This window comes from Xanthomonas sp. SHU 308 (genome assembly GCF_000364645.1).
Lineage (GTDB): Bacteria > Pseudomonadota > Gammaproteobacteria > Xanthomonadales > Xanthomonadaceae > Xanthomonas_A > Xanthomonas_A sontii.
The window spans coordinates 17,057-30,117 of sequence record NZ_AQOK01000770.1 but is presented as its reverse complement, the minus strand read 5'-3'; the positions used below and the strand labels follow the sequence as shown (position 1 = coordinate 30,117).

Sequence of the window (13,061 nt, the reverse complement as noted above, 5' to 3'; positions counted from 1 at the left end):
CTCTCCCGTCGGGAGAGGGGTTGGGGTGAGGGTGCGGCACACAGCGCGCGACCGCTTGCATGTCGCACAAAAGGTTCCTTGCGCGCAGCACGCAGTGCGCCGCGTCTCATGTCGCATCCCGCTCCATGGGGATGCTGCGGCCTTGTGCGTAGAATCGGCGCATGACCAGTCCAGCCGACAGCAGCGAATTGATCAAGGTGGTAGCGCTGCTCGGCGCGGCCGTGGTGGCGGTGCCGGTGTTTCGCAGGCTCGGCCTGGGGTCGGTGCTCGGCTATCTCGCCGCCGGCCTGGCGATCGGGCCGTTCGGCCTGGGCTGGTTCTCCGATCCGCAGGCGATCCTGCACGTCGCCGAATTGGGCGTGGTCATGTTCCTGTTCGTGATCGGCCTGGAAATGCGGCCCTCGCACCTGTGGAGCCTGCGCAAGCAGATCTTCGGCCTGGGTACCGCGCAGATCATCGTCTGCGCGAGCGTGCTGACCGGGGTCGGACTGGCCTTCGGCTTTCCATTGCCGGTGGCCTTCATCGCGGCCTCCGGCTTCGTGCTGACCTCCACCGCGGTGGTGATGCAGTTGCTCGGCGAGCGCGGCGACATCGCCTTGCCGGCGGGGCAGAAGATCGTCGCGATCCTGCTGTTCGAGGACCTGTTGATCGTGCCGCTGCTGGCGGTGGTGGCGTGGATGGCGCCGGTGCCGGCGGACGCGTCTGCGCCGTCGCGCTGGATCGGCATCGGTATCGGCGCCGCGGCGATCGTCGGCCTGCTGGCGGCGGGGCGCTGGCTGCTCAACCCGCTGTTCCGGCTGCTGGCGGCGGCCAAGGCGCGTGAGGTGATGACCGCGGCCGCCCTGCTGGTGGTGCTGGGCGCGGCGCTGCTGATGCAGCTCGGCGGGCTGTCGATGGCAATGGGCGCGTTCCTGGCCGGCGTGCTGCTGTCCGAATCGACCTTCCGCCACCAGATCGAAGCCGACATCGAACCGTTCCGCGGCATCCTGCTGGGGCTGTTCTTCCTCGGTGTCGGCATGGCGCTGAACCTGGCGGTGGTGGCGGCCAACTGGACGCTGATCCTCAGCGGTGTGCTTGCCTTCATGGCGGCCAAGGCCGCGTGCATCTATCTGGTCGCGCGGCTCACCGGCAGCGGCCATGCGCAGGCGCTGGATCGCGGCGTGCTGATGGCGCAGGGCGGCGAGTTCGCCTTCGTGCTGTTTGCCGCCGCCAGCGGTGCCGGCGTCATCGACGCGCAGATCAATGCCAACCTGACCGCCATCGTGGTGCTGTCGATGGCGCTGACGCCGCTGTTCGTGCTGCTGTACCGGCGCTGGGCGCCGGTGGAGGCGCCATCGATGGAAGGCGTGGATGCGGCCGACGGCCTCACCGGCAGCGTGCTGATCATCGGTTTCGGCCGCTTCGGCCAGGTCGCCAGCCAGTCGCTGCTGGCGCGCGACGTGGACGTGACCATCATCGACAACGACATCGAGATGATCCAGAGCGCGGCCAAGTTCGGCTTCAAGATCTACTACGGCGACGGCACGCGTCTGGACGTGCTGCATGCCTCCGGCGCGCACAGCGCCCGTGCCATCGCGGTGTGCGTGGACAACCGCGAAGCGGCCAACCGCATCGTCGAACTGGCCACCACCGAGTTTCCGCAGGCCAAGCTGCTGGTGCGCTCCTACGACCGCGAACACGCGCTGGAGTTGATCGCCGCTGGCGTGGATTACCACATCCGCGAGACCTTCGAATCGGCTGTGGAATTCGGCCAGGCCGCGCTGATCGAACTGGGCATGGAGGAGAGCGAGGCGCGCTCCATCGCCCGCGAGATCCGCCGCCGCGATGCCGAGCGGCTGGAACTGGAGATCGCCGCCGGTGACGTGCGTGCTGGCAGGGGACTGATGTACGGCAACATCACCCCAGTGGTGCCGACCCCGACTCCGTTCACGCCGCCGCGGCGCGAGAGCCGCACGCTCAATCCGGAAGGCGTGCCGGTCGAGACCGGCGAGCCGCGTCGCGGCGATTAGCCACGGCAAGGCAGCATTGTGTGCGGTGCCCGTGGGGGAACCGATAGGGACTTGCGACGAGCCCGCCGGATGCACTGTGGGAGGGACTTCAGTCCCGACGCATTGCGCTTTCGGAAGCACGCACCACTTCGCGCGTCGTGGCTGCATGACAGTCGACTCCCGGGTACCTTTCGAGTACCCCGCCCGAGCGATGCCGCCTCAGCGCAAGAACGCCTGCAGCGCCCGCACGTAGCCCGGATCGTCGCTGATGTCGTTGTGGTCGGCCTGCGCGAAGGCGACCACGGTCGGGCGATGCGGCAGGGCCTCGAGCAGGGCATCGGTGCTGGTCGGCGGCACCACTTGGTCGCGGCCGGCGCGCAGGATCAGCAGTGGGCCGCGATAGGCGCGCAAGGCGCGCGCCGAGTCGTAGCGATCGCGCAGCAGCCAGCGCACCGGCGCCCAGGGGTAGTGCGCCTGCGCCGCCGACACCAGGCTGTCGAACGGCGTCACCAGCACCAGCTGCGCCACCGCGCGCCGCGCCGCCAGTTGGCTGGCCACGCCGCTGCCCAGGCTGCGCCCCAGCACCGCGATCTGTGCCTGCGGCTGCGCGGCGCGCACATGGTCGTACAGCGCCACGGCATCGCCCACCAGTGCGTTCTCGCTGGGCTTGCCGTCGCTGGCGCCGTAGCCACGGTAGGCGAGCAGGTAGAGGCTGTGGTCGGGCAGGGCGGCCTGCAACTGCGCGCGTGCGAAACGCAGATCCTCGGCATTGCCGCCGAAGTACAGCAGCACCTTGTCGCGACCGGGATTGACCTGCCAGCCGCGCAGCTCCACGTCCGCGCCGCGACGCAGCGCGAAATCGGTCTGCGCCGGTGCCACCCGCGTGCCCTGCGGGAAATACAGCAGGTCGCGCTGGCCCAGGTAGAGCAGGGCGCAGATCACCACATAGGCCGCGGCGAGAATGGCCGCCGCGATCGCGGTGTAACGCAGCATCGCTAGCCGTGCTTGCGCTGCGCCTCGGCGAAGGCGGCCAGTTGTTCAGGCGTGGCCTCGGCCTGGTGCTGCGCCTTCCAGTCGGCGAACGGCATGCCGTAGACGCGCTCGCGCGCCTGTTCCTTGCTGAGGTCTTCGCCTTCGGCGGCCGCCGCCTCGCGGTACCAGTCGGCCAGGCAGTTGCGACAGAACCCGGCCAGGATCATCAGGTCGATGTTCTGCACGTCAGGGCGGGCCTGATTGAGGTGCTGCAGCAGGCGACGGAAGGCGGCGGCCTCGATGCGGGTGGTGTCGGTCATGGCGGAATCGGGGACAATGGACATCCCCCGACTCTACACCCGCCCGCCCCGATGACCGATTCCGCGCCCGTCTCCTCCGTCCCGGCCCGCATCCTCGACGGGCGGCGCATCGCCGAAGACCTGCTCGACGAGCTCAAGGCGCGTGTCGACGCGCGGCTGGCGGCCGGGCAACCGCGGCCCGGGCTGGCGGTGGTGCTGGTGGGCGGCGATCCGGCCTCGGCGGTGTACGTGCGCAACAAGCGCCGCGCGGCCGAGAAGGTGGGCATCGAGGCGTTCGACTACGACCTGCCGGCGGGCACCAGCGAAGCCGAACTGCTGGCGCTGATCGACCGGCTCAATGCCGATCCCAAGATCCACGGCATCCTGGTGCAGTTGCCGCTGCCGGGCATCCCCGATGCGAGCCGGCTGATCCACCGCATCGATCCGCGCAAGGACGTGGACGGCTTCCATCCGGAGAACGTCGGCCACCTGGCGCTGCGCGAATTCGGCCTGCGCCCGTGCACGCCGCGCGGCATCGTCACCCTGCTGGCGCACACCGACCAGCCGGTGCGCGGGCGCAATGCCACCATCGTCGGCGTCAGCAACCACGTCGGCCGGCCGATGGCGCTGGAACTGCTGATCGCCGGCTGCACGGTCAGCTGCTGCCACAAGTTCACCCCGCCTGAGGTGCTGCAGGCGCGGGTGCGCGATGCCGACATCCTGGTGGTGGCGGTGGGCCGGCCGGGGCTGATCCCGGGCGAGTGGGTCAAGCCCGGCGCGGTGGTGATCGACGTCGGCATCAACCGCCTGGACGACGGCCGCCTGGTCGGCGACGTCGGCTTCGACGCGGCGGCGCAGCGCGCCAGCTGGATTACGCCGGTGCCGGGCGGGGTCGGGCCGATGACCGTGGCCACGCTGATGCAGAACACGATCGAGGCCGCTGAGGCGGCGGGGAGTCGGGATTCGGGATCGGGGATTCGTTGAAGGCTGCGCGGGATTGGGGATTCGGGATTCGTTAAAGGCAACAGCAAAAGCGCATGCACGGCCTTTCCGGTTTGTATGCGGGATCGGCAGGCCGTCGAGATCGCCCTGCTGAAAGAGAGGCAAACGGCCCGACCGCGCAGAGCGCCGTCTTGACGAATCCCCACTTCCGAATCCCCAATCCCCGCCCCAAATGCGTTAAAATGCCGCGCTTCCCCACACTCGGGTCCGCCGATGCTGCGCATCCAGGCTGAAGCTCTCACCTACGACGACGTCTCGCTCGTCCCCGCCCATTCGACCGTCCTGCCCAAGGACGTCAGCCTGGAAACCCGGCTGACCCGCGACCTGCGCCTGAAACTGCCGATCCTCTCGGCCGCGATGGACACGGTCACCGAGCACCGCCTGGCGGTGGCCATGGCCCAGCTCGGCGGCATCGGCATCATCCACAAGAACCTGACCCCGGCGCAGCAGGCGGCCGAAGTGGCCAAGGTCAAGAAGTTCGAGGCCGGCGTCATCACCGAGCCGTTCACGGTCGGTCCGGAGACCACCATCGGCGAGGTGCTCAAACTCACCCGCGCCCGCAACATCTCCGGCGTGCCGGTGGTGGACGGCAGCGAGCTGGTCGGCATCGTCACCAGCCGCGACATGCGCTTCGAGAAGAAGCTCGACGATCCGGTCCGCCACATCATGACCAAGAAGGATCGCCTGGTCACCGTGCGCGAAGGTGCCAGCGACGAGGAAGTGCTGCAGTTGCTGCACCGCCACCGCATCGAGAAGATCCTGGTAGTCAACGACGGCTTCGAGCTGCGCGGCCTGATCACGGTCAAGGACATCCAGAAGAAGACCGACAACCCCAACGCCGCCAAGGACGCCGCCACGCGGCTGCTGGTCGGCGCCGCGGTGGGCGTCGGCGGCGATACCGAGCAGCGCATCGAACTGCTGGCCGCGGCCGGCGTGGACGTGGTCATCGTCGACACCGCGCACGGCCATTCGCAGGGCGTCATCGACCGCGTGGCCTGGGTCAAGAAGACCTACCCGCAGCTGCAGGTGATCGGCGGCAACATCGTCACCGGCGACGCCGCGCTGGCGCTGATGGACGCCGGCGCCGACGCGGTCAAGGTCGGCGTGGGTCCCGGCTCGATCTGCACCACGCGCGTGGTCGCTGGCGTCGGCGTGCCGCAGATCACCGCGATCGACATGGTCGCCGAGGCGCTGCAGGACCGCATCCCGCTGATCGCCGACGGCGGCATCCGCTACTCCGGCGACATCGGCAAGGCGCTGGTCGCCGGCGCCTCCACGGTGATGGTCGGCGGCCTGTTCGCCGGCACCGAGGAAGCGCCGGGCGAAGTCGAACTGTTCCAGGGCCGCAGCTACAAGAGCTACCGCGGCATGGGCAGCCTGGGCGCGATGGAGAAGGGCAGCAAGGACCGTTACTTCCAGGACGCCTCCGACGCCGACAAGCTGGTGCCGGAAGGCATCGAAGGCCGCGTGCCGTACCGCGGTCCACTCAGCGGCATCATCCACCAGTTGATCGGCGGCCTGCGCGCGACCATGGGTTACGTGGGCTGCGCCACCATCGAGGACATGCGCACCAAGCCCAAGTTCGTCACCATCACCGGTGCCGGCCAGCGCGAAAGCCACGTCCACGACGTGCAGATCACCAAGGAACCGCCGAACTACAGGATGGGCTGACGCCCATCCGGGAATGGGGAATCGGGAGTCGGGAATCGATGAACCAGCGTCTGCACCGCTTTGCCCATTCCCGATTCCCCGTTCCCGATTCCCGGCCCCAATGACCAACATCCACAGCGACAAGATCCTCATCCTCGATTTCGGTGCGCAGTACACGCAGTTGATCGCGCGGCGCATTCGCGAACTGGGCGTGTATTGCGAGATCTGGGCGTGGGACCACGATCCGGCCGAGATCGCCGGCTTCGGCGCCAAGGGCATCATCCTCTCCGGCGGCCCGGAATCGACCACGCTGCCGGGTGCGCCGGCCGCGCCGCAGGAAGTGTTCGACAGCGGCCTGCCGATCTTCGGTATCTGCTACGGCATGCAGACCCTGGCCGCGCAGCTCGGTGGCGCCACCGAAGCGGCGGACCAGCGCGAGTTCGGCCATGCCGAGGTCGAGGTGGTCGCTGCCGATGCGCTGTTCTCCGGATTGACCGATCACGCAGGCGCGTCGCGCTTGAACGTGTGGATGAGCCACGGCGACCACGTGTCGCAGGTGCCGCCGGGCTTCACCATCACCGCCGTCACCGACCGCATCCCGGTCGCGGCCATGGCCAACGAGGTCAAGCGCTGGTACGGCGTGCAGTTCCATCCGGAAGTCACCCACACCCTGCAGGGCCAGACCCTGCTGCGCCGCTTCGTGGTCGACGTGTGCGGCTGCGCCACGCTATGGACCGCGGCCAACATCATCGACGACCAGATCGCCCGCGTGCGCGCCCAGGTCGGCGACGACGAGGTGATCCTCGGCCTGTCCGGCGGTGTGGATTCGTCGGTGGTCGCCGCGCTGCTGCACAAGGCGATCGGCGACAAGCTGACCTGCGTGTTCGTCGACACCGGGCTGCTGCGCTGGCAGGAAGGCGACCAGGTGATGGCGATGTTCGCCGAGCACATGGGCGTCAAGGTGATCCGCGTCAACGCCGCCGACCGCTACTTCCAGGCGCTGGCCGGCGTCAGCGACCCGGAAGCCAAGCGCAAGATCATCGGCAACCTGTTCGTGGAGATCTTCGACGAAGAGTCGAACAAGCTCCGCAACGCCAAGTGGCTGGCGCAGGGCACCATCTACCCCGATGTGATCGAGTCGGCCGGCAGCAAGACCGGCAAGGCCCACGTCATCAAGAGTCACCACAATGTCGGTGGCCTGCCTGAGCACATGAAGCTGGGCCTGGTCGAGCCGTTGCGCGAACTGTTCAAGGACGAAGTGCGGCGCCTGGGCGTCGAACTCGGCCTGCCGCGCAGCATGGTCTACCGCCACCCGTTCCCCGGCCCCGGCCTGGGCGTGCGCATCCTTGGCGAAGTGAAGCGCGAGTACGCCGAACTGCTGGCCAAGGCCGACGCGATCTTCATCGACGAGCTGCGCAAGGCCGACCTGTACGACAAGACCAGCCAGGCCTTCGCTGTGTTCCTGCCGGTGAAGTCGGTCGGCGTGGTCGGCGACGCCCGCGCCTACGAATGGGTGATCGCGCTGCGCGCGGTGGAGACCATCGACTTCATGACCGCGCACTGGGCGCACCTGCCGTACGACTTCCTCGGCACCGTGAGCAATCGCATCATCAATGAGTTGCGGGGTGTGTCGCGGGTTGTCTACGACATTTCCGGGAAGCCGCCGGCGACGATCGAGTGGGAGTGAAATCAGGTCCTTCGGGGACTATCGCCAGCAATCGAAAAACCACCGTAACGTGTTGATTTAAAAGGAAATACGTCACGGCGGCTATCGGTGGCTATCGCCGGCCAGCGAAATGAGTTGACGGTAGAGCTGACGGTACGAACCGGAAGTCTGATCAAGACCCTCCCGTTTACTATTGAGACCAAACCGGTCTTTGACGGTAAAACACTCCTCAGGAAAGCTTGTTTTATGCGGCTTTCCGGGCATCGACGGGTCTCCTGACCCCTGACGGTAAAAGCCGTCACGAACAGGAGGAAAAACCTCGATGTTGACCGACACTGCACTGCGCAACCTGAAGCCTAAGTCCTTGACTTACAAGGCTTCTGACCGGGATGGGATGTACGTGACGGTATCGCCGGTCGGTACCGTCACCTTCCGCTACGATTACCGTCTCAACGGGCGCCGCGAGACCTTGACCATCGGGCGCTATGGCCCCGGCGGCATCTCCCTGGCGATGGCCCGCGAAAAGCTGCTCGACGCCAAGAAGGCCGTTGCTGCGGGCCGCTCGCCGGCGCTGGAGAAGCAGCGCGAGAAGCGTCGGCTGACCGCGGCCAAGAGCTTCGGAGATGTGGCGCTCAAGTGGCTGGCGGACGCCAAGATGGCCGACAGCACGCGCGCGATGCGCAAGCACGTGGTCGACCGCGACATCCTGCCCGTGTTCCAGAACCGGCTGCTCAACGAGATCACCGGCGATGACCTGCGGGCCCTGTGCCACAAGGTGAAGGCGCGCGGGGCGCCCGCCACGGCGGTGCACGTCCGCGACATCGTGAAGCAGGTCTATGCCTTCGCCATCCTGCATGGCGAGCGGGTGGACAACCCGGCCAACGACGTGGCGGCGGCCTCGATCGCCACCTTCGTGCCGAAGGACCGGGCGCTGTCTCCGACCGAGATCCGGTTGGCCTTCCACCAGTTGGAGTCCATCGCGACCTACCCGACGATCCGCCTGGCGCTGCGCATGGTCCTGCTGACCCTGGTGCGCAAGAGCGAGCTGATCGAGGCGATGTGGAGCGAAATCGACTTCGAGAACGCGACCTGGACCATCCCCAAGGAGCGCATGAAGGGACGGAAGCCGCACGTCGTCTATCTGTCCCGGCAGGCGCTCGACATCCTCGTGGCGTTGCACACCTGTGCGGCGGGCTCGAAGTACGTGCTGCCCTCTCGCTACGAGCCGACGCGTTGCATGTCGCACGCGACGTTGAACCGGGTGACCCAGCTCATCACGTCCCGGGCCCAGGCCGCCGGCCTGGCTCTGGAGCCCTTCACCGTGCATGACCTGCGCCGGACAGGTTCGACGTTGCTCAACGAGGTGGGCTTCAACGGCGACTGGATCGAGAAGTGTTTGGCGCATGAGGACGGGCGTTCGTCCCGGGGCGTCTATAACAAGGCGGAGTACGCCGAGCAGCGCCGGCACATGCTGCAGGAGTGGGCCAACATGGTCGATGCGTGGATCCAGGGTGACACCTACGTTCCGAAGCTGCTGCCGGAAAACATGGCGGTTCCAGTGCTGAGCGCGTTGGTATGACGGGGTTTTGGTTGTCACTTGACAACTTGCGTTGTCGCCAAGACACTGGAGGCCGCTGATGGTCCGACCCTCCCATCCGAAGAAGGACGTCGAGGAAGCGCTGCGGCATGCCGAAGGGCAGGGCTGGCGCGTCGAGGTCGGCGGCAGCCATGCCTGGGGGCGGATCTATTGCCCCTACAACGACCAGGAGTGCCGGTGCGGCGAGTTCTGCATCACCAGCGTGTGGAGCACGCCGAAGAGCCCTGGCAACCACGCACGCGCCTTGCGGCGCGTCGTGGACAACTGCACCACGCACCGACGCCAGCACGATGCGGGCGATGGTGCCCAGGAGTAGCGCGATGGAATACACCTTCACCCTGAAGTACCAACTGGCCGACGAGGACCGCGACACCGATGCACTGGTCGAGCGCTTGGGCGCTGCCGGCTGCGACGATGCGCTGGTCGGCATCGGGCAGCCGGGGCGTCTGGCGCTGGAGTTCACCCGCGAGGCAGCGGATGCGGATGAGGCCGTGCGCAGCGCACTGGCCGATGTGCGCCGCGCGGCGCCGACAGCGCGATTGATCGAAGTGGCGCCGGATCTGGTGGGGCTGACTGACGTGGCCGAGATCGTGGGCGTGTCGCGGCAGAACATGCGCAAGCTGATGCTGGCCCATCCGGGCAGCTTCCCTGCGCCGGTGCATGAGGGCAGTGCGTCGATCTGGCATCTGGCGGACGTGCTGACCTGGCTGCAGGCCAAGGGCAGCTATGCGCTGGCCAAGGACGTGTTGGAGGTGGCGCGCGTGGCGTTGCAGGTCAACGTGGCGAAGGAGGGGCGGCGGTTGCCGCGCTCGGCGTCGAAGGCACTGGAAGCCCTGGTGGGTTGAAGGCTGCTGTCCGGCTTCATGCCTCGTTCGAACCCGCCCGAACAGGGCGGGTTTTTCGTAGATGAACGTCTGGCTTCGCGACGCCGACGCGCGGGGCCTGCTTTCGTGCTTCGATCCACGCTTCCACTTCGGCCAGGTCCCACACGACGCAGCGGGGCGTCAGGTTGAAGCGTCGAGGGAACTTGCCGCGGCGCTCCATTTCGTAGATCGTTGTTTCGGCCAGTGGGACCATCTGACGCAGTTCGTGGCGGCGGATGGTGCGGCGGAAGGGAAGGGGGCTGCGCTGGGGAAATTGCGGCAGCGCTTCGTAGGCTTGCGTGCCGGGGACGGGAAGGGGTTGGGCAGCATTGCTGTCTGCAAGCAGTGCCTGTGATCGTTGCTCCATTTGGACCTCCTTCGGTTTTGGTGCAGGGAGGTATGGTGGTTTTCAGGGGCTATCGGCACAACCAGTTGGGGCGTAGAAAGGATGCGGCGAGCAAGATCGTACCGATGCGCCGGTCCACTATCTGCGTCGGCCCGCTGTGTACTTAAAATCTGTTTTGTCAAGTTTCGTCTGCCTGTGCCGTCGGGGCAAAAGAGCAATAGTGACAATGGCTTGCGATCGTCCATTACGAGGCCTTTCGGCTCGGAACGATGGTCAGGAGCCAAGCAGGAGCCAGCAGAAGGAACTGTGGGTTCCAGCGCACCATGTACTGCCCGAGTGGTGAAATCGGTAGACACAAGGGAGTTGAACAACTTGAGCCTTCGGGGGGAAACGCCCGAAGTGAAGCCCGTCAAAGTCGGCGAAAGCTCTGGATGCTTAGATATCCGATCCAACGCCGAGCCAAGCCTGGATCATCCTCCGGGAAGGTGTAGAGAGCAGACGGCGGGCACCTAATGCCGCAAGGCGATGGTGAAGGCGTGCTCCAGACCACGAACAGCCTTGGTGCTGGCGACGACGTTGATCCCTCACATGCGGGAGGCGTTCATGGCCGGGGATCGGCGCTTCCGGGCAGGCCGCCGCATACCTCCATCAAATGCGTCATAACAGCACGGACGGCCGGTGATCGCCTGACATCCGTGTGGACCGACATCCAGAGCTTCCGGCGGGGAGTCTCCGGGTGCGCCTTCATGCGCGTCAAGCCGGGATCGGCATCTCCGAGAAGTCGCGGCAGCAGTGCAATCCCCACGCCCGCTCGTGCCCCTTGCGCCTGCGTGACGACGTCGTTGGATCGCAGGATGAAGGGGCGGCCGTCGGCAAATGCGTGCAGCCACCGTTGCTGCGGGATGTCATCCAGCGAAGACTCGAAGCCGATGAACGCCCACCGCTCTGCCGGGAACGTATCGCCGTAGTCATGGCAGGCGTAGAGGCCAAGTGCCAGTTCGCCGGCTTGGCGCACCACGCGCCCGGGCACCTTCGCACGTACGAAGCCGATCGCAATGTCAGCCTCCGCGCGTTCGAGCGACGCCACCGCCGACGTGGCCGACAGCACCATATGGATATCCGGGTGGACTTGGGAAAACGAAGGCAGGCTGGGAGCGATCAGAAATGCAGCCAGCACAGGCAACGCGCTTACCGTGACCGTGACTGGCGCGCTGCCGGGATGGCCGTGCAGATGTCGCACAACGGCGTCCGCCTTCACCTCCATCGAGCGGGCCACCTCGGCGAGGACCACGCCTTCTTTCGTGAGCCTCGTCGAACGGGGAAGGCGCACCACCAGCTTACGTTCAATCGCCACCTCCAGGCGCGCCACGCGGCGGCCCACCGTGGCGTGATCGACACCCAGTTCGGCCGCGGCCGCAGTAAACGACCCGAGACGCGCTGTTGCGAGGAAGTAATGAAGATCCTGCCAATCGAACATGCTTGCAGTTTTGCACGTATTGGTCTTGGATTTGCGCGTTCCCGAAAGGCGGATGTACCGGTAGCGTCCAGTGCCATCCATCCTAGGAGAAACGGCAATGATCCTCTACTACGCAGCCGGCGCCAGTTCGCAGGCACCACACATCCTACTTCGGGAGGCAGGACTGGCCTTCACCCTGGAGAAGGTCGATCTGGGGACGCACCACTGGTCCGGCGGGGACTATCTTGCTATCAATCCGAAGGCCTACGTCCCGGCCCTCGCGCTGGATGACGGCGATCTATTGACCGAATGCGCCGTGATCCTGCAATTCATCGCGGATCAGACCCCAGACAGGCGGCTCCTGCCGCCGGCCGGTACGCGCCAGCGATACCACGCGCTGGCGTGGCTCAACTTCATCGCGACCGAATTGCACAAGAACTTCATCACCCCGGAGCGTCATGGGGGCGTCGCAGCCAATTTCCTGTCGAAAACGGTGCAGGGGCAGGCACAGACCCTTCTACACGTCGCACCTCGTCTGGATGATGTGGATCGCCGACTGACCCTGGGGGGCTATCTGGGCGGCGATCACTTCTCCGCGCCGGACGCCTACCTCTTCACGATGCTCACCTGGGCGCAGCGGCTTGCCTTCGATCTGGCCCGATGGCCCGCATTGAAAGACTTCTTCGAGCGCGTGGCCCAGCGTCCCTCTGTCGTGGAAGCCTTGCGGGTAGAAGGACCCCCACATGCGCTGCTCGAACAAGGTACCAGCAGCATGGGCGGAAACATCTGAAGCCCGGGGTGCAACTGGTATGGAACCGCATCAGCCTGCCGGACACGTCCTCGCTCACGCTGGACAACCTCCCTTTTGCCAGATGGTATCTCCCCACCTTGGATGGTCATAGATAGGCAGTGGGCGTCTCCCGGCAATGCCGGGCCGCGCTGTCGTGCTGCGCATCGAGCCCCGCTATGCGCGGGGCTCGCCCCTGGCGGGCATCCGTCGTTGCCTCGCTGCGCTCGGCTGACGCCTCCGGCGCGACCCTGTCGGCCGTGCCTGCGCGCTCCGCTTGCCGGTCCTGGCTTCGTTTGGGGTCGGGGTGGGCGGAGTTGCCGTTCCCTCGAACGTACCACGGCGTTCTCGCCGTCAAGGGCTGCGCGTGCCTGCAGGCACGCTGGCGGCCTGCGGCCGTCTGCGACCCCTGACTGCTGCGCTGCGCCGTGAGGG

General features: G+C 66.6%; 12 protein-coding genes. 8 read left to right on the top strand and 4 right to left on the bottom strand.

Annotated elements, in window-relative coordinates; all coding sequences use genetic code 11:
• Window positions 1-161 precede the first annotated feature (161 nt).
• On the top strand, window positions 162-2,009 hold the full coding sequence (locus D588_RS0120155) for a monovalent cation:proton antiporter-2 (CPA2) family protein (protein WP_017917285.1): 1,848 nt from the start codon (window positions 162-164) through the stop codon (window positions 2,007-2,009).
• A gap of 198 nt (window positions 2,010-2,207) precedes the next feature.
• Here the strand turns inward: D588_RS0120155 and D588_RS0120150 are convergent, their stop codons facing one another.
• Complete coding sequence (locus D588_RS0120150) at window positions 2,208-2,981, bottom strand: alpha/beta fold hydrolase (protein ID WP_017917284.1); 774 nt, start codon at window positions 2,979-2,981, stop codon at window positions 2,208-2,210.
• Between the two features lie 2 nt (window positions 2,982-2,983).
• Window positions 2,984-3,280 carry a DUF1244 domain-containing protein gene (locus D588_RS0120145; protein ID WP_017908093.1) on the bottom strand — a complete coding sequence of 99 codons (297 nt, stop codon included), beginning with the start codon at window positions 3,278-3,280 and terminating at the stop codon, window positions 2,984-2,986.
• A 51-nt stretch (window positions 3,281-3,331) separates the two neighbouring features.
• Between D588_RS0120145 and folD the strand changes: the two genes are divergently transcribed.
• From folD to D588_RS0120115, 6 genes are all read left to right on the top strand, one after another.
• A complete protein-coding gene (gene folD, locus D588_RS0120140) occupies window positions 3,332-4,243 on the top strand; it encodes a bifunctional methylenetetrahydrofolate dehydrogenase/methenyltetrahydrofolate cyclohydrolase FolD (protein ID WP_017917283.1) in 912 nt (303 codons plus the stop codon).
• Window positions 4,244-4,474: 231 nt separating this feature from the next.
• Entirely contained in the window at window positions 4,475-5,932 is a 1,458-nt protein-coding gene (gene guaB / locus D588_RS0120135) for an IMP dehydrogenase (RefSeq protein ID WP_017917282.1), read from the top strand.
• A gap of 100 nt (window positions 5,933-6,032) precedes the next feature.
• Window positions 6,033-7,598 (top strand): glutamine-hydrolyzing GMP synthase, encoded by a 1,566-nt coding sequence (gene guaA, locus D588_RS0120130; protein ID WP_017917281.1) that lies wholly within the window; start codon window positions 6,033-6,035, stop codon window positions 7,596-7,598.
• Between the two features lie 301 nt (window positions 7,599-7,899).
• A complete protein-coding gene (locus D588_RS0120125) occupies window positions 7,900-9,156 on the top strand; it encodes a site-specific integrase (protein WP_017917280.1) in 1,257 nt (418 codons plus the stop codon).
• Between the two features lie 58 nt (window positions 9,157-9,214).
• A complete protein-coding gene (locus D588_RS0120120; RefSeq protein ID WP_017917279.1) occupies window positions 9,215-9,490 on the top strand; it encodes a hypothetical protein in 276 nt (91 codons plus the stop codon).
• A gap of 4 nt (window positions 9,491-9,494) precedes the next feature.
• A complete protein-coding gene (locus D588_RS0120115) occupies window positions 9,495-10,019 on the top strand; it encodes a DNA-binding protein (protein WP_017917278.1) in 525 nt (174 codons plus the stop codon).
• 16 nt (window positions 10,020-10,035) lie between these two features.
• On the opposite strand, the gene D588_RS26880 is transcribed toward D588_RS0120115, so the two are convergent.
• Together D588_RS26880 and D588_RS0120105 are read right to left on the bottom strand one after the other, a co-directional pair.
• Window positions 10,036-10,404: an AlpA family phage regulatory protein gene (locus tag D588_RS26880; protein WP_081613611.1), complete on the bottom strand. Its 369-nt coding sequence runs from the start codon at window positions 10,402-10,404 to the stop codon at window positions 10,036-10,038.
• Window positions 10,405-10,984: 580 nt separating this feature from the next.
• Window positions 10,985-11,860 (bottom strand): LysR family transcriptional regulator, encoded by an 876-nt coding sequence (locus D588_RS0120105; RefSeq protein ID WP_017917276.1) that lies wholly within the window; start codon window positions 11,858-11,860, stop codon window positions 10,985-10,987.
• Between the two features lie 97 nt (window positions 11,861-11,957).
• On the opposite strand from D588_RS0120105, the gene gstA reads away from it, so the two are divergent.
• Window positions 11,958-12,629 (top strand): glutathione transferase GstA, encoded by a 672-nt coding sequence (gene gstA / locus D588_RS0120100; protein ID WP_017917275.1) that lies wholly within the window; start codon window positions 11,958-11,960, stop codon window positions 12,627-12,629.
• The last annotated feature ends 432 nt before the right edge of the window (window positions 12,630-13,061 follow it).